Raw genomic sequence first — 17025 nt, forward strand, 5'->3', positions numbered from 1 at the left:
TCGACGAACGCAAAAAGCCGACCCGGAGGTCGGCTTTTTGATTTGGAGGCGAGAGCGGTTGTTAAGCGCGCGCGGCCCGCAGACGCGTCGAGAAGTCACGCAGACCCGCAATGCCGCTGGCTTCCGCACGGTGGCACCAGGCCGCCAGATCGGCTGCCAGTTGCTCGCGCGACTGCGAAGTGTTCATCCAGAGCTGACGCAGCTCCTCGCGCATCGTGACCATCTTGTCCAGCACCGGGTGTGCGGCACGAGCCTGGGTGACATGCGTGCGGGCCGAAGCAGGCACCTTGTCGTCGTCGCGATGCAGCCAGCGCTTGGCAGCCTTGAGCACCGACAGGTCGGCACCCTTGTTCTTGAGGGCTTCCAGTTCCTGGCTGGTGGCACGGCGCATTTCGCGCGCATAGCCGGCCATGACTTCGTAGCGGTTGGCAATGACGGCTTCGAGCGTCTTCTCATTGGCCACGGGCTGGATGTCGCCCATCAGCATCTTCGGCGGCACCTTCTTGACCTTGGCCCAGCCCAGCTTCTGCAGCGCCTGGATGTAGATCCAGCCGATGTCGAACTCGTACTTCTTGACCGAGAACTTGGCCGAGGTCGGGTAGGTGTGGTGGTTGTTGTGCAGCTCTTCGCCGCCGATGATCAGGCCCCAGGGCATGATGTTGCGGCTGGCGTCGGGCGCCTCGAAGTTGCGGTAGCCCCAATAGTGGCCGATGCCGTTGATGATGCCGGCGGCGGTGATGGGAATCCACAGCATCTGGACAGCCCACACGGCCATGCCGAGCGTGCCGAACAGCGCCAGGTTCAGGATCAGCATGAGGCCCACGCCTTGCCAGCTGTAGCGCGAATACAGGTTGCGCTCGATCCAGTCATCGGGCGTGCCGTGACCGTAGCGCTCCATCGTTTCCTTGTTCCGGGATTCGGCGCGATAGAGTTCGGCGCCGCGCCAGAGCACTTCGTCGATGCCCTTGACCTGCGGGCTGTGTGGGTCGTCCTGGGTTTCGCACTTGGCGTGGTGCTTGCGGTGAATGGCAACCCATTCCTTCGTCACCATGCCGGTGCCGATCCAGAGCCAGAAACGGAAGAAGTGCGAGGGAATAGGGCCCAGATCCATGGCCCGGTGCGTTTGCGTCCGGTGCAGGAAGATGGTGACCGCGGCAATCGTGATGTGCGTGGTGACGAGCGTGTACAGCACGACTTGCCACCATGCGATGTCCCACAGGCCGTGTCCGAGCCATTCGATGGCCGCGTTCAAAACGGCGGAGTCAGGAAGCAACATTGAGTCAGGTACTCCATGGCCACACGAAGGTGCAGCCTTCAGATAACCCGCGATTTTAAAGGCGAGGGCCTAGAACAAGCCCTTTAAACCTTCAAGAAATGCGCTGATTAACCCTAGTTTGGAGTGCAATCCCTATTTGCGGTTCCATACGGCGGCAAAGAAACCGTCCGTCGAGTGGCGATGCGGCCATAGCCGCAGATAGCGCCTGCCATCCTCGCCGCCCGCGCACAGGGCCTCGAAACCCTCCACTTTGAGCCCTTGCAGCAGCTCAGCGGCGTCCACGGGCACGAAATCAGGGTTCGCGGCGCCAAAAGCCTCGGCAATGGCCTCGTTTTCCTCCGGCAGCACACTGCATGTGGCGTAAATCAGACGTCCGCCCGATTTCACCAGCCGTGCCGCGCTCTGTAGGATGGCGGCCTGCTTGACCGTCAGTTCTTCCACCGCCTTGGCCGACTGGCGCCATTTCAGGTCCGGATTGCGCCGCAGCGTGCCCAGTCCCGAGCAAGGCGCATCGACCAGGACGCGGTCGATCTTGCCCGCCAGGCGCTTGATGCGGTCGTCGCGCTCGTGGGCGATCGCAGCCGGATGCACGTTCGACAGCTTGCTGCGCGCCAGCCGTGGCTTGAGCGCGTCGAGCCGGTGGGCCGACGTGTCGAAGGCGTAGAGCCGGCCGGTGTTTCGCATCGTCGCGCCGATGGCCAGCGTCTTGCCGCCGGCGCCTGCGCAGAAATCGACCACCATTTCGCCGCGCTTGGCGTCCAGCAGCAGTGCCAGGAGTTGAGAGCCTTCGTCCTGCACCTCGATGGCGCCGCGGGCAAAGGCGTCCAGCTTGGTCAGCGCCGGCTTGCCTTCGATTCGCAAGCCCCAGGGCGAGAACGGCGTTGCTTCCGATTTGATAGCAGCCTTCGCAAGCTCGGCCTTCACGTCCGCGCGTTTATCGGTCAGCGCATTGACGCGCAGGTCGAGCGGCGCCGGCTGCTGAAGGCTCTCGACCAGCGGCCAGAAACCGTCGCCAAGCTGGGCCTTGAGCGGCGCTACCAGCCATTCCGGCAGGTTGTGGCGATGGCGCTCGAGCAGGTCGTCGGGTTTCACCGCGTCGCAGTTGTCAAGCCAGCGTTTCTCGGTGTCGTTGAGCGCGCTTTTCAGGAAATCGCGCGGGCCGTAGAAGCCGAGGATCGCCATGCGGCGCTCCTTGGAGCCGGTGCCCGAAGGCGAAAGATGGTCGAACAGAAGCTTCTTGCGAAGCACGGTGTAGACGGTTTCGGCGAGCGTCGCGCGCTCGCGCGGGCCGAACTCGCGGTGGTCGCGGAAAAACCGCGAAACGACCTGGTCGGCCGGGTGATCGAATTTCAGGACAAGGCCGACCAGATCGGCGGTGGCCTCCAACAGGGCTTTGGGGTGCATGCCCCGATTGTCTCAGCCAGCGGAGCCGGCGGACTGAAGGGCTATGCGCTGCGCGTCCAGACCACCCCGAAAGCCTCGCGCTCGATGTCTTCCAAAGTAGGCGAGTGCCCCGCCCACAGCACCAGCGTGGCGCCGGGCAAAGTGAGCGTCTGCTCCAGTTGGCGGCACATGTGCCAGCGGTCTTCGTCGTCCAGCCCGGGCAGTTCGATGAACACGACGTACGCACGGCGCCACGGAAATTCCCGAAGGTTCTTGCGCACCAGCCAGGCCCGCGACGCCGGCAGGCAGCGCACGAGGTCGGCCCGCAGTTCGCCCAGTTCGTAGTCGTTCAGGTCATGGCGCGATATCTGGCTGAAGAACGGCGTGGCGGTGATTTCTTCCCAGGCACGCGCCTCGGCTTCCTCCGCTTCCTTGAGCCGGCCGCGCCACAACTTGAGCGCCATCTCGTCGTGCGGCCCGGCGTCCGGGTCTTCGAGCGAGGCTACGGCGCTCTTGGCGGCCCACCAGCGGCTGGCCGCGCCGGAACCGTGCAGCCGCTCGAGCACCACCAGCCGGGCCGCGCGGTCGCTCGCGGGCAGCATCTGGGCCAGCCCGCGCAGCGCGCCGGGATGCTCGGGCGCGATCTGCAAGGCGTTCTCGTAGCGCATCCGCACCGGCGCCGAGGGGTTGAGGCGGCGCTCGGAATCGGCCCATTCGACCATTTCGTCCGGCGTGTTGCGCTCACCGCGCGCGGCCAGCACGTCGATGCGTTCGCGGATGCGCGCACGGTGGGCGTGGTGCTGCCTCCAGTCGGCGGCGTGGGCGCGGCACCAGCGGTTGTCGAAATATTCGATCCATTTCTTCCGGTCAGCCAGCAGTTCCAGCGCGGGACGCGCCGACCATTCGGGCAAGACCGCCTTCTGCTCGAGGGCCTCCAGCCGGTCGCGCAGGACCGGATGGGTGTCCTCCAGGTCGCTCACGCGGCGCATCGCCTCGCGCAACGCCTGGCGCGCGAAATCGTCGGCCGGCGGCGTGCGCACCCGCTTGCGCAGGGCGGCGAACGGCCCCGGCGGCAGCGGCTCGCGTTCGGCGCGCGCCCAATGCCAGGGCCAGAACTCGTTGGCGTACCAGTTTCCCTTGATCGCGATCTCGGTCAGCGCCGCGGCGGCCACCGAGGTGCCCAGCAGCCGGCCCGAGATGCGGTCGGCCTCGTATTCGTCCTGGCGGGCCAGCGCGAAAGTCTTGGCCGCGAAGCGCGGGAAGTACCAGCGGAAGAAGGCTTGCGAGACCAGCGCCATCACGCCCTCGTCGCGCTGCAGGCTGGCATCGAGCTTGAGCCACGACAGCCGCGTGCGGTAGATCCAGGCGCTGAGCTTGCCGTGGTTGCCGCGCAGGTGGCCGTATTCGTGCGCCAGCACCGACAGCAGCCGCCGCCGGTCGAGCATCATCAGGAGCGGCAGGCCGATGTTCAGCGAGTTGACGGCGCCGCCGAACAGCCCGAAACGCGGCACCTGCCGGATGCTGGCGTTGAATTCGTCGTCGAGGTAGACGTGATGGACCGGCGGCCCCTTGATCTTCGACCGGATGCGGTCGAGCGCCTCGAAGAGCGCGGGTGCGTCGTCGCGCTGCAGTTCCACGCCCTCGGGTTCGTCGAAGCGCACCCACAGCGCGCGAAGCGTGGCCCAGAGCAGGCCGCCCGCGAACAGCAGCAGCCAGCCGCGGGTGAAGGTGAAACGTTCCTCGCGCACCGGCAGCAGCACCCAGGCGATGAGGCCCACCGCGAGCCCCAGGCAGCCGAGCACCCACAGGTAGCCGAGCGCGGCAAAGGCCGCCACGCTGCGTCGATAGCGCGCACTGTCGTCCGCGCTGGCATGCTCGCTCAGTCGAACCAGGTGAACAAAATCAGCGCGATCCATCCGACTCCCGTCAAATCAAGCCACGACAGTTTTTGAAGAAAGAAGCCCCCGTTGAACAACGACGACGACCTCCCTCCCCTGATCGAAACACCTCCCGGCCGCTACCGCCACTACAAAGGCGGCGAATACGAGGTGCTCGGCACCGTCCGCCACAGCGAGACCCTGGAGCCGATGACGCTGTACCGCGCCTTGTATGGAGCCCACGGACTCTGGGTCCGCCCTGCCGCGATGTTCGGCGAGACCGTCGAGATAGACGGCGTGCCGCGGCGGAGATTCACGCCGATCTAGCCATCACGGCCCGGCCCGGGCCGGCTCTGAAGGAATGCGTCAGCCGCAGCGGACCTCGGTCACGCGGTTGCGCGCATCGACGTCCAGGTTCAGGCGTCCGCCGTTGAGTTCCATCGTCGCTGCCTCGCCGGGCTTCAGCACCCGCACGACGCCAGCTCCGGCGCGCACGCGGGCGGCGGCTTCCAGCTGCGGCGTCAGCGGCTGGCCGACCGCGAAGCGGGCACCATCTGCGTTGCACTGATAGACCGGTGCCGGGGGTGGCACGGGCGCGGCGGGCGCAGGAGCGGGTGCGGGGGCCGGGGCGGCGCAGCCCGCGAGCAGGGCGACAGCGCCGGCGACGGTCAGCAGCAGCGATTTGGTTTTCACTTCGAACTCCCGAAAACCCGCGAATATAAAACAACTTTACGGGTTGTGACTCGATGTATCAGCCAGCCATCCGGCGATCGCTGGTGGATACAACAGGTGCTCCTGCGCGAGCACCCGGCCGGCCAGCGTGGCGGCCGTGTCGTCGGGCAGCACCGGCACCACGGCCTGCGCCAGGATCGGGCCGTGGTCGAGTTCGGTCGTCACCTGGTGGACGGTCACGCCGGCCACCTTGCAGCCCGCCTCGATGGCGCGCTGATGGGTGTGGAGCCCCGGGAAAGCGGGCAGCAGCGAGGGATGGATATTTATCAGCCGCCCCGCATAGCGTCCGACGAAGCCGGGCGTCAGGATGCGCATGAACCCGGCCAGCACCACCAGCGCGGGCGAATGGGCGTCGACGGCTGCCGCCAGGGCCTCGTCGAAAGCCTCGCGGGTCGCGAACTCGGTGTGCGGCACCACGGCGGTGTCGATGCCGTGCGAACGGGCAATGGCCAACCCGCCGGCCTCGGCCTTGTTGCTGATGACCGCGGCGATGCGGGCGCCGAAGCGCTCGGCCCAGCGGTCGCGTTCGGCGGCGCGCACGATGGCCGCCATGTTGGAGCCGCCGCCGGAGATCAGGATCACGATGTTCTTCATGGGAGGCGGGATTATCCGCGCCGTGCTTGTCGCGACGCGGACACCGTTTCACAGCACGACCGTGCTAAAACTCACGGTTCCGGAGACACACCGCGTCTGCGGTGAACCGATCAACACAGCGAGGCACGCATGGATTTGAGCTTCACACCCGAAGAACAGAAGTTCCGCGAAGAGGTTCGCGCCTGGGTCAAAGAAAACCTTCCCCAAGAGATTTCGCACAAGGTGCACAACGCGCTGGAGCTGACGCGCGACGATTTGCAAGGCTGGGCCAAGATCCTCGGCAAGAAGGGCTGGCTGGGCTACGGCTGGCCGAAGGAATTCGGCGGCCCGGGCTGGACCGCCGTGCAGCGCCACCTGTTCGAGGAAGAAACCGCACTGGCCGGCGCGCCGCGCATCATTCCGTTCGGCCCCGTCATGGTGGCACCGGTGATCATGGCCTTCGGCAATGCCGAACAGCAGAAGCGCTTCCTCCCCGGCATCGCCAGCGGCGAAGTCTGGTGGAGCCAGGGCTACAGCGAGCCCGGCTCGGGTTCCGACCTCGCCTCGGTCAAGACGAAGGCGGAGCGCAAAGGCGACAAATACATCGTCAACGGCCAGAAGACCTGGACCACGCTCGGCCAGTACGGCGACTGGATGTTCAACCTCGTGCGTACCAGCAACGAGGGCAAGCCCCAGACCGGCATCAGCTTCCTGCTGCTCGACATGAAGTCGCCCGGCGTCACCGTGCGCCCGATCAAGCTGCTCGACGGCGGCCATGAAGTGAACGAGGTGTTCTTCGACAACGTCGAAGTGCCCGCCGAAAACCTGATCGGCGAAGAGAACAAGGGCTGGACCTACGCCAAGCACCTGCTCTCGCACGAGCGCACCAACATCGCCGACGTGAACCGCGCCAAGCGCGAGCTCGAGCGCCTCAAGCGCATCGCCAAGAGCGAAGGCGTGTACGAAGACCAGCGCTTCCGCGACGAGATCGCCAAGCTCGAAGTCGACATCGTCGCCCTCGAGATGATGGTGCTGCGCGTGCTGTCGGCCGCCACCTCGGGCAAGAACTCGCTCGACGTGGCCGGCCTGCTCAAGATCCGCGGCAGCGAGATCCAGCAGCGCTACAGCGAACTGATGATGCTGGCAGGCGGCCCCTATTCGCTGCCGCTGATCCGCGAGGCAATGGAAGCCGGCTGGCAAGGCGACTTCCCGGGCGGCAACCCGGCGCTCGCGCCGCTGACGTCGACCTTCTTCAACATGCGCAAGACCACCATCTACGGTGGCTCGAACGAAGTGCAACGCAACATCGTCGCGCAGACGGTTCTGGGCTGAGGAGACACGAACATGGATTTCAATTTTTCCGACGACCAGGAACAACTGCGCGACGCGGTTCGCAAGTGGGTCGACAAGGGCTATGACTTCGAGCGCCGCCGCGGCATCGAGGCCAAGGGCGGCTTCTCGCGGGAAGCCTGGGACGAACTGGCCGAACTCGGCCTGGGCGGCCTCTACATCAGCGAAGACGACGGCGGCCTGGGCATGGGCCCGGTGGCCGGCATGGTCGTCATGGAAGAACTCGGCCGCGGCATCGTGCTGGAGCCCTTCGCGCAGACGCTGATCGCCGGCGCGGTGCTCAGCGGCTATGCCGACGCGAACACCAAGGAAGGCTGGCTGCCGCGCATCGCCGGCGGCCAGGCCATCGTGGTGCTGGCCTACCAGGAGCGCAAGGCGCGCTACCGCCTGGACGTGTGCGACGCCCACGCCGCGAAGAGCGGCAGCGGCTGGTCGCTGAACGGCGCCAAGAGCGTGGTGCCGGTCGGCGACGAAGCCGACGCCTACCTCGTGCCCGCCAAGGTCGACGGCAAGATCGCCCTCTTCCTCGTCGAGCGCAGCGCCAGCGGCGTCGAGGCCCGCGGCTACGGCACGCAGGACGGCAGCCGCGCGGCCGAGGTGGTGTTCGACAAGGCCGACGCCACGCTGGTCACGCTCGACGGCCTGGCAGCGCTCGAATACGCGGTGGACGTCGGCATTGCCGCCACCTGCGCCGAAGCGGTGGGCGTGATGGACAAGACCGTGGCCCTCACCGTCGACTACATGAACCAGCGCAAGCAGTTCGGCGTGACCATCTCGACCTTCCAGGCGCTGCGCCATCGTGTCGCCGACATGAAGATGCAGCTCGAGCTCGCGCGCTCGATGAGCTACTACGCCACGCTCAAGCTCAACGCCCCGGCCGACGAACGCCGCCAGGCACTGGCACGCGCCAAGTACCAGCTCGGCGTTTCCATGCGCTACGTGGCCGCGAACTCGGTGCAGCTGCACGGCGGTATCGGCGTGACCGACGAATACATCGGCAGCCACTACTTCCGCAAGCTCACGCAGCTCGAGCTGACTTTCGGCGACACGCTCCACCACCTGGGTGAAGTGTCGGCCCGCATGCAGGACACCGCCGGCGTCTTCGCCTGACGACGACGGCGACACACCCGCAATCCGGCAACGCCGGTTTCACGGTGTTCCGATAGCATCCAACGCCCGCCCGCCTTGCGCCGACGGGCGTTTTCACGTGGACTCCAGCCCCAGGAACGAAACATGCAATCCCGCCGCACCCTTCTAGCTATGGCCGTCATCGGGACCGCCGCCACCGCCATGCTGACCGCCTGCGCCACCTCTTCATCGCCCTCGCCGTCGTATGCAGAGCGGCCGCCCGTCGTGTTCGTCCACGGCAACGGCGATTCGGCCGCGCTCTGGCAGACGACGATCTGGCGTTTCGAGTCCAACGGCTGGCCGGCCGACCGGCTGTTTGCCTTCGACCAGCCGAACCCGCTCGCGCGCGACGACGATGCCGTGGCCCAGCCCGGACGCAGTTCGACGGCCGAATCCGCGGCGTTCCTCAAGGCGCAGGTCGACAAGGTGCTGAAGGCCACGGGCGCCGCCAAGGTGGTGCTGATCGGCAATTCGCGCGGCGGCAACACCATCCGCACCTACGTGCAGAACGGCGGCGGCGCGGCCGTGGTGAGCCACGTGGTGCTGGGCGGCAACCCGGCGCACGGCATCTGGGCGGTGAAGGGTTTCCGCGAGAACAACGAGTTCTCGGGGCTGTCGGGCTTCATGCAGCAGCTCAATGCGCCCAAAGGTCCGGACGGCCAGGAAGTCACACCAGGAGTGACGTGGATGACCCTGCGCTCCGACAACAACGACAAGTACGCGCAGCCCGACGGCGTGTGGATCGGCGCCCCCGGCAAGCCGACCAACATCGGCTTCGACGGCCCTGCGCTCAAGGGCGCGACCAACGTCGTGCTGCCGCGCGTGGATCACCGCGAGACTTCTTTCTCGCCCGCGGCATTCGCGGCCACATGGCAATTCCTGACCGGAGAAGCACCGCGCACCACCGCCGTGGTGCCGGACACCAAGGTCGTGCTCGACGGCCGGGCGATCGGCGCCGAAAACCTCGCGCTGAACGGCGCGCAGGTCACGGTGTATGCCGTGGACCCGGCAACCGGCGCGCGGCGCGGCGAGGCCGTGCACACCAAGCCGGTCGGCGCCGATGGCCGCTGGGGCCCGTTCAACGCGCGCGGCGACACCGCCTATGAATTCGTCCTGAGCGCACCGGGCTACGGCACCACGCACATCTACCGCAGCCCCTTCCCACGCAGCGGCAGCTTCGTGCACCTGCGGCCGGAGCGCATCACGCCGGCCGACAACGGTGCGAGCTCCGTCGTCGTCTTCACGCGTCCGCGCGGCTACTTCGATGCCCAGCGCGACACCATGCGCTTCGACGGCAAGAGCCCGCCTCCCGGCGTGCCGCCCAAGGGCGCGGGCGTGGCCACCTCCAGGCTGCGGCTGGAGGGCGGCGGCGCGCCGCGCGCGGTGGCGGGCGAATTCAACGGCGAGCGCATCACCGGCCTGACGTGGCCGGCCGCCCAGGAGCACGTGACGGTGCTCGAGCTGACCTACTGAAGAGGCACCCGCCATGACCGACTCCGCCGCCCCCTTCGTGCTGCAGTCGCGCGACGCGCGCGGCGTTGTCACGCTGACGCTCAACCGCCCGGCCTCGTTCAACGCGCTGTCGGAAGGCATGCTGGGCGCGCTGGAGCAGGCGCTGGCCGGCATCGCAGCCGACGAGAGCGTGCGCGCCGTCGTCATCGCGGCAGCCGGCAAGGCTTTCTGCGCCGGCCATGACCTGAAAGAAATGCGCGCCAAACCATCGCTCGGCTACTACCGGCAGCTGTTCGAGCGCTGCGGGGCGATGATGCTGTCGATCCAGAAGCTCGACGTGCCGGTGATCGCGCGCGTGCACGGCATCGCGACCGCGGCGGGCTGCCAGTTGGTGGCCGTGTGCGACCTGGCGGTGGCATCGAGCGAAGCCCGCTTCGCGGTCAGCGGCGTGAACGTGGGGCTGTTCTGCGCCACGCCCAGCGTCACGCTGTCGCGCAACCTCGGGCGCAAGGAAGCCTTCGAGATGCTCGTGACGGGCGAATTCATTGGCGCGGAAGAAGCGCGCGAGAAGGGGCTGGTCAACCGGGTGGCGGCATCCGCTGAACTCGACGCGGCCGTCGAGGCGCTGGTGGCGAGCATCGTCGCCAAGCCGCGCAAGGCGCTGGCGCTGGGCAAGGCCCTGTTCTACCGCCAGCTCGAAACCGGCATCGAGGCCGCCCTGGCAGACGCCAGCCGGACCATGGCCTGCAACATGATGGACGAGAGCGCGCTGGAAGGCGTTCAGGCCTTCATCGAGAAGCGCCCGCCTTCCTGGAAGCGCTGAAGCTAGGTGTCGTGCAGCCGCGAGCTTTGCGGCAGGTGCGCCATCAGGAACTCCATCTGGTCGGCCAGGATGCGCCGGTTGCGCAGGATGAAGTCTTCCCAGAGGCTGGGCACGTACGGCGCGTAGAGTAGCGGCATGCCGGCCTGCTCGGGCGTGCGGCTGCTCTTGCGGTGGTTGCACGGCTTGCAGGCCGTGACCACGTTCATCCAGGTGTCGATGCCCCGCTGGGCAAAGGGAATGATGTGCTCGCGAGTGAGCTCGTCTTCATGGAAGTGCCCGCCGCAGTAGGCGCAGACGTTGCGGTCGCGCGAGAACAGCTTGCTGTTGGTCAGCCCCGGCCGCTGCGTGAAGGGATTGATGCGCGGCACGCCCTTGGTGCCGATGATGCTGTTGATCGCGATCTGCGATTGCTCGCCCGTGATGGCGTTGTGGCCGCCACGGAACACAGCCACCTGCGCGCCCACTTCCCAGCGAACTTCGTCCGCCGCATAGTGGATCACCGCCTGTTCCAGCGAAATCCATGACTGGGGCAGCCCTTGGGCCGACAGCTTCAAGACCTTCACACACGCCTCCTCGAAAAGTGAGAGAACACGGAAAGACCAGGGACACGGAGCGCGTTGCAGACCCACGCCGATCAACGCACTGCGTCACAATATACCGGCTTTGTGACAAATCGGCCTGATTCGCCCAATCGACGGGCGAAAGGCGCTATCAAAAAGATACTCACCGATGCAGGTTTTCCGCGGCTTCCGGCACCCGGGCGTAGCCCCCGCCTGCGCCCTCACCATTGGCAATTTCGACGGCGTGCACCGTGGCCACCAGGCCATGCTCGCGCTCTTGCAGACCGAGGCCCGCCAGCGCGGGCTGCCGAGCTGCGTGCTCACCTTCGAGCCCCATCCGCGCGACTACTTCGCCGCGCTCACCAAGAAGCCCGACCTGGCGCCGGCGCGCATCGGCACGCTGCGCGACAAGCTCAGCGAGCTGGCCGCCTGCGGCGTGGCACAGACCATCGTGCTGCCGTTCGACAGCCGGCTGGCTTCCCAGACGCCGGAAGAATTCATCCAGAACGTGCTGGTCGACGGCCTGGGCGCGCGCTATGTGCTGGTGGGCGACGATTTCCGCTTCGGCGCCAAGCGGGCCGGCGACTACGCCATGCTCGACGCGGCAGGCGACGCCCGCGGCTTCGACGTGGCGCGCATGAACAGCTACGAGGTGCACGGCCTGCGGGTTTCCAGTTCCGCCGTGCGCGAGGCGCTGGCCGAAGGCCGCATGGCCGACGCCCAGACGCTGCTCGGGCGGCCCTACACGATCTCCGGCCACGTGGTCCACGGCCGCAAGCTCGGCCGCGCGCTGGGTGCATCGGCGCCGGGCCTGGACGACGGTTTCCGCACCCTCAACCTGCGCTTCAAGCACTGGAAGCCGGCCGCCAGCGGCATCTTCGCGGTGCTGGTCCACGGGCTGGCCTACCAGCCGCTGCCGGGCGTGGCGAACCTGGGCGTGCGCCCCTCGCTGGACGCCAACGACGTCAACGGCGGGCGGGTTCTGCTGGAAACCCATTGCCTGGAGTGGCCCTCGCATCTGGGGACCGAAGGGGCCTACGGTAAAATCGTGCGCGTGGAACTCCTGCACAAACTGCACGACGAATTGCGCTACACCAGCCTCGAGGCCCTCACAGCGGGCATCGCGAAGGATGGGCGCGACGCACGTGCGTTCTTTGCGTCCACCCACGCCGAAACCCACCGCCAGACCACGCGCGACCGAATTTAGCCCTGCACGCCCGTGCTGCCGCCCTTCGACAAGCTCAGGGCGAACGGCTATACCTTCCGCACCGACACGCTTCATGCAGTTCGGGCTGAGCCTGTCGAAGCCCCCTAGAAGCCTTCTGCTTCGCACCCCAACATGTCTGACGCTGCTTCCCCCAAAGATTACCGCTCCACGCTGAACCTGCCCGACACCCCCTTCCCGATGCGCGGCGACCTGCCCAAGCGCGAACCGGGCTGGGTGAAGGAATGGAACGACGAAGGCCGCTACCACCGCCTGCGCGACGCCCGCCACGGCGCGCCCAAGTTCATCCTGCACGACGGCCCGCCGTACGCCAACGGCCAGATCCACATGGGACACGCGGTGAACAAGATCCTCAAGGACATGATCACCAAGGCGCGCCAGCTCGAAGGCTACGACGCGCTCTACGTGCCGGGCTGGGACTGCCACGGCCTGCCGATCGAGAACGCCATCGAAAAGCAGTACGGCCGCAACCTGAGCCGCGACGAGATGCAGGCCAAGAGCCGCGCCTTCGCCACCGGGCAGATCGCACAGCAGATGGCCGACTTCCAGCGCCTGGGCGTGCTGGGCGAATGGGACCATCCCTACAAGACCATGGACTTCGCCAACGAGGCCGGCGAGCTGCGCGTGTTCAAGCGCGTCATCGAGCGCGGCTTCGTCTACCGCGGCCTGAAGCCGGTGTACTGGTGCTTCGACTGCGGCTCCTCGCTGGCCGAGTTCGAGATCGAATACGCCGACAAGAAGAGCCAGACCATCGACGTCGCCTTCAAGGCGCACGAGCGCGAGAAGGTGCTCAAGGCCTTCGGCACCGACCACACGATCCTGGGCGACATCTTCGCCGTGATCTGGACCACCACCGCGTGGACCATCCCCGCCAACCAGGCGATCAACCTCAACCCCGAGCTCGAGTACTCGCTGGTCGATACCGAGCGCGGCCTGCTGATCCTGGCCAACTCGCTGGTCGAGATGTGCATGACGCGCTATGCGCTCGACGGCAAGGTGCTGGCCACGGTCAAGGGCGAGAAGCTGGGCGGCCTCGAATTCGAGCATCCGCTGTATGACGCGGACGCCGGCTACAGGCGCCTGTCGCCCATCTACCTGGCCGACTACGCCACCGCCACCGACGGCACGGGCCTGGTGCACTCCTCGCCCGCCTACGGCGTGGACGACTTCAACTCCTGCATCGCCCACGGCCTGGCATACGACGACATCCTGAACCCGGTGCAGGGCAACGGCAGCTACGCGCCCGACTTCCCGCTGTTCGGCGGCCAGAACATCTGGAAGGCCGTGCCGGTCATCATCGCCGCGCTGCGCGATGCCAACCGCCTGCTGACCACCGAGACCATCACCCACAGCTACCCGCACTGCTGGCGCCACAAGACGCCGGTGATCTACCGCGCCGCGGCGCAGTGGTTCGTGCGCATGGACGAGGGCGAAGGCGTGTTCACCAAGGACAAGGCGCCCAAGACGCTGCGCCAGACCGCGCTCGACGCCATCGAGCAGACCAGCTTCTACCCCGAGAACGGCAAGGCCCGCCTGCACGACATGATCGCCGGGCGGCCCGACTGGTGCATCAGCCGCCAGCGCAGCTGGGGCGTGCCGATCCCGTTCTTCCTGCACAAGGACTCGGGCGAGCTGCATCCGCGCACCATGGAAATCCTCGACCAGGCCGCCGACATCGTCGAGAAGGGCGGCATCGAGGCCTGGAGCCGCGTCACGGTCGAGGAAATCCTCGGCGCCGAAGACGCACCGCACTACACCAAGAGCACCGACATCCTCGAGGTGTGGTTCGACTCGGGCTCGACCTTCTCCCACGTGCTGCGCGGCACGCACCCCACGGTGCACCACGAGACGGGGCCGGAAGCCGACCTGTACCTCGAAGGCCACGACCAGCATCGCGGCTGGTTCCACTCGTCGCTGCTGATCGCCTGCGCGCTGGAAGACCGCGCGCCGTACCGCGGCCTGCTGACGCACGGCTTCACGGTCGATGCCAAGGGCATCAAGATGAGCAAGTCGCTCAAGAACGGCATCGACCCGCAGGAAATCAGCAACAAGCTGGGCTCGGAAATCATCCGCCTGTGGGTGGCCGCGAGCGACTATTCGGGCGACATCGCCGGCGACGACAAGATCCTCGCCCGCGTGGTCGATGCCTACCGCCGCATCCGCAACACGCTGCGCTTCCTGCTCGCGAACACCAGCGACTTCGACATCGAAAAAGACGGCGTGCCGCTCGACCAGCTGTTCGAGATCGACCGCTACGCGCTGTCGCGCGCGGCGCAGTTCCAGGCCGAGATCCTCGCGCACTACAAGGTGTACGAGTTCCATCCGGTGGTGGCCAAGCTGCAGATCTACTGCTCGGAAGACCTGGGCGGCTTCTACCTCGACATCCTGAAAGACCGCCTCTACACGACGGCCCCGGGCTCGCTGGCACGGCGCAGCGCGCAGACGGCGCTGTGGCACATCTCGCAAGCGATGCTGCGCTGGATGGCCCCGTTCCTGAGCTTCACGGCCGAAGAGGCGTGGAAATTCGTGGGCACCGGCAAGCCAGGCGAATCGATCTTCACGCAGACCTACAGCAAGTTCGACGCGCCCGACGAGGCCCTGCTCGCCAAGTGGAACCGCATCCGCGAGATCCGCGACGTGGTGAACAAGGAAATCGAGACGGTCCGCGCCGAAGGCAAGGTCGGCTCGTCGCTGCAGGCCAACCTGCAACTGACGGCACCGGCCGGCGACTTCGCGCTGCTGGATACGCTGGGCGACGACCTGAAGTTCGTCTTCATCACCTCGGCCATCGCGCTGGCGGCCGGCGAGACGCTGTCGACGGTGGTGACCCCGAGCGCCGCGCAGAAGTGCGAGCGCTGCTGGCACTACCGCGACGACGTGGGCCACGACGCGGCCCATCCGACGATCTGCGGGCGCTGCACCAGCAACCTGTTCGGCGCCGGCGAATCGCGGAGCTTTGCCTGATGGCCGCCGCCCGCTCCATGTCGGCCTCGCGTTCGCGCGGCAGCAGCATCTGGCCCTGGCTGGGGCTGGCGGTGATCATCGTGATCATCGACCAGTTCACCAAGACGCTGATCCTGGGCTACTACAAGCTCGGTGACGCGACCTACGTGACGAGCTTCTTCAACGTCGTGCGCGCGCACAACACGGGGGCCGCCTTCTCTTTCCTCGCAGATCACTCGGGCTGGCAGCGCTGGCTGTTCACGGCGATCGGCGTGGCGGCGGCGGTGTTCATCGTGTGGATGCTGAAGTCGCACGCGGGGCAGAAGCTGTTTTCGTTCTCCATGGCCTGCATCCTGGGCGGCGCCATCGGCAACGTGGTCGACCGGATGATGCACGGCTACGTGGTCGACTTCCTGAGCTTCCACGCGGGGAACTGGTACTTCCCGGCATTCAATGCCGCGGACAGTGCGATCACGCTCGGGGCCATCTGCCTGATCCTGGACGAGATCCGGCGGGTTCGCCGGGGCAAGTAGGTTTTCTCAGGGGCCCCGCGGGGCCCCTTCTTCTTTGGGCTTTTCCCTCGCCCAGGCCCTCCGGGTTTTTCCCCCTTTCAGGCGATGTCATAACAAAGTCATACTGCGGCGGTCCAATGTAATCGATTACATGAACACCGCAAGATGAGTATCCAAGACGTTGCAGCCAAAGCCGGGGTCTCCGTGGCCACGGTCTCGCGCGCCTTCAATTTTCCCGACAAGGTCACGCCCGCCACCCGCGAACTGGTGGAGCGCGTGGCGCAGGAACTCAACTACCTGCCCAACGCCAGTGCGCGCACCCTGCGCACGCAACGCAGCCGCGTGCTCGGCATCGTGCTGCCGACGCTGCTGAACCCGACCTTCGCCGAATGCCTGCAGGGCATCGCGCGGGCCGCAGTGGCGGGCGGCTACGCGATCATTCCCGTCACCACCGGCTACCGGCTCGACGAGGAGGAGCGCGCCGTCCACCTGCTGCTGGCGGGCAACGTCGACGGGCTGATCCTGGTGGTGTCGAACCCCTCGACCTCGGCGGCGCTGCCCCGGCTCCAGGCCGCCGGCGTGCCCTACGTGCTGGCCTACAACCGCCATGCGGACCACCCCTGCGTGTCGGTCGACAGCGAAGGCGCGGTGGCCGACGCGGTCAGCCGGCTCGTGCTGCTGGGCCACCGGCGCATCGCGATGGTCAGTGGCACGCTGGCCGCATCGGACCGCGCGCAGCAGCGCTACCGCGGCTACCTCAAGGGCATGGCCGACACCGGGCTCGACGCACAGCCGGTGATCGAAGTGCCCTTCGTCGAGACCGCCGTCGACGCGCTCTGCACCCACCTGCAGGCACGCCAGCGCCCCACCGCGCTGATCTGCTCGAACGACCTGCTGGCCATCCGCAGCATCCGCGCCGCCCACCTCGGCGGCCTGTCGGTGCCCGAGGACCTCAGCGTGGTCGGCTTCGACGGCATTGCGCTCGGCGAAGACCTCACGCCCGCGCTCACCAGCATCACCCAGCCCAACAGCGACATCGGCCGCCAGGGCGTCGAACTGCTGATCCAGGCGATTGCCGGCGGCACCACGCTGCGGGCGGATTCGAGCCTGCAGCTTCCCCATGCCTTCCGAGACGGCGAGTCGTGCGCTTCGGCGCGCGAAGACAACAACGCCGCGACTTTCTGACCTCAC

Annotated in this window: 15 protein-coding genes; 9 read left to right on the forward strand and 6 right to left on the reverse strand. The window is 67.0% G+C overall.

The genetic code is table 11. The annotated features are described in order from the left end of the window. Positions 1–61 precede the first annotated feature (61 nt). The 3 genes from C4F17_RS12570 to C4F17_RS12580 all read right to left on the reverse strand — a co-directional run bounded on the left by C4F17_RS12570 (position 62) and on the right by C4F17_RS12580 (position 4575). On the reverse strand, positions 62–1276 hold the full coding sequence (locus C4F17_RS12570) for a DesA family fatty acid desaturase (protein WP_081265742.1): 1215 nt from the start codon (positions 1274–1276) through the stop codon (positions 62–64). 132 nt (positions 1277–1408) lie between these two features. Next, the gene (locus C4F17_RS12575; RefSeq protein WP_106935461.1) at positions 1409–2680 is read right to left on the reverse strand and encodes an RsmB/NOP family class I SAM-dependent RNA methyltransferase; all 1272 of its coding nucleotides are present in this window, start codon (positions 2678–2680) and stop codon (positions 1409–1411) included. Positions 2681–2721: 41 nt separating this feature from the next. Further along, positions 2722–4575 (reverse strand): M48 family metallopeptidase, encoded by a 1854-nt coding sequence (locus C4F17_RS12580; protein WP_106935462.1) that lies wholly within the window; start codon positions 4573–4575, stop codon positions 2722–2724. A gap of 51 nt (positions 4576–4626) precedes the next feature. Between C4F17_RS12580 and C4F17_RS12585 the strand changes: the two genes are divergently transcribed. After that, positions 4627–4863: a DUF1653 domain-containing protein gene (locus tag C4F17_RS12585; RefSeq protein WP_106935463.1), complete on the forward strand. Its 237-nt coding sequence runs from the start codon at positions 4627–4629 to the stop codon at positions 4861–4863. Between the two features lie 39 nt (positions 4864–4902). Here C4F17_RS12585 and C4F17_RS12590 read toward each other — a convergent pair whose 3' ends face one another. Next, the gene (locus C4F17_RS12590; RefSeq protein WP_106935464.1) at positions 4903–5229 is read right to left on the reverse strand and encodes an I78 family peptidase inhibitor; all 327 of its coding nucleotides are present in this window, start codon (positions 5227–5229) and stop codon (positions 4903–4905) included. A 36-nt stretch (positions 5230–5265) separates the two neighbouring features. Beyond that, positions 5266–5862: a phosphoribosylglycinamide formyltransferase gene (purN, locus tag C4F17_RS12595; protein ID WP_106935465.1), complete on the reverse strand. Its 597-nt coding sequence runs from the start codon at positions 5860–5862 to the stop codon at positions 5266–5268. 129 nt (positions 5863–5991) lie between these two features. Here purN and C4F17_RS12600 point away from each other — a divergent pair, with 129 nt between their 5' ends. The 4 genes from C4F17_RS12600 to C4F17_RS12615 all read left to right on the forward strand — a co-directional run bounded on the left by C4F17_RS12600 (position 5992) and on the right by C4F17_RS12615 (position 10594). Beyond that, entirely contained in the window at positions 5992–7173 is a 1182-nt protein-coding gene (locus C4F17_RS12600; protein WP_081265736.1) for an acyl-CoA dehydrogenase family protein, read from the forward strand. A 12-nt stretch (positions 7174–7185) separates the two neighbouring features. After that, positions 7186–8301 carry an acyl-CoA dehydrogenase family protein gene (locus C4F17_RS12605; RefSeq protein WP_106935466.1) on the forward strand — a complete coding sequence of 372 codons (1116 nt, stop codon included), beginning with the start codon at positions 7186–7188 and terminating at the stop codon, positions 8299–8301. Between the two features lie 123 nt (positions 8302–8424). Beyond that, entirely contained in the window at positions 8425–9792 is a 1368-nt protein-coding gene (locus C4F17_RS12610) for an alpha/beta fold hydrolase (RefSeq protein WP_106935467.1), read from the forward strand. Between the two features lie 13 nt (positions 9793–9805). Continuing rightward, positions 9806–10594 (forward strand): enoyl-CoA hydratase, encoded by a 789-nt coding sequence (locus tag C4F17_RS12615; RefSeq protein WP_106935468.1) that lies wholly within the window; start codon positions 9806–9808, stop codon positions 10592–10594. 2 nt (positions 10595–10596) lie between these two features. On the opposite strand, the gene C4F17_RS12620 is transcribed toward C4F17_RS12615, so the two are convergent. Next, positions 10597–11157: an HNH endonuclease gene (locus C4F17_RS12620; RefSeq protein ID WP_081265732.1), complete on the reverse strand. Its 561-nt coding sequence runs from the start codon at positions 11155–11157 to the stop codon at positions 10597–10599. 166 nt (positions 11158–11323) lie between these two features. Between C4F17_RS12620 and C4F17_RS12625 the strand changes: the two genes are divergently transcribed. The 4 genes from C4F17_RS12625 (at position 11324) to C4F17_RS12640 (ending at position 17019) form a co-directional block, all read left to right on the forward strand. Then, positions 11324–12361 carry a bifunctional riboflavin kinase/FAD synthetase gene (locus C4F17_RS12625; RefSeq protein WP_106935469.1) on the forward strand — a complete coding sequence of 346 codons (1038 nt, stop codon included), beginning with the start codon at positions 11324–11326 and terminating at the stop codon, positions 12359–12361. 132 nt (positions 12362–12493) lie between these two features. Further along, entirely contained in the window at positions 12494–15343 is a 2850-nt protein-coding gene (gene ileS / locus C4F17_RS12630) for an isoleucine--tRNA ligase (protein ID WP_106935470.1), read from the forward strand. Next, a complete protein-coding gene (gene lspA, locus C4F17_RS12635) occupies positions 15343–15855 on the forward strand; it encodes a signal peptidase II (RefSeq protein WP_081265729.1) in 513 nt (170 codons plus the stop codon). The genes ileS and lspA overlap by 1 nt, the downstream gene beginning before the upstream one ends. A 144-nt stretch (positions 15856–15999) precedes the next feature. Continuing rightward, positions 16000–17019, forward strand: a complete 1020-nt coding sequence (locus tag C4F17_RS12640) for a LacI family DNA-binding transcriptional regulator (RefSeq protein ID WP_106935471.1) — start codon at positions 16000–16002, stop codon at positions 17017–17019. Positions 17020–17025 lie beyond the last annotated feature (6 nt).

The organism is Variovorax sp. PMC12 (assembly GCF_003019815.1).
Taxonomy (GTDB): domain Bacteria; phylum Pseudomonadota; class Gammaproteobacteria; order Burkholderiales; family Burkholderiaceae_C; genus Variovorax.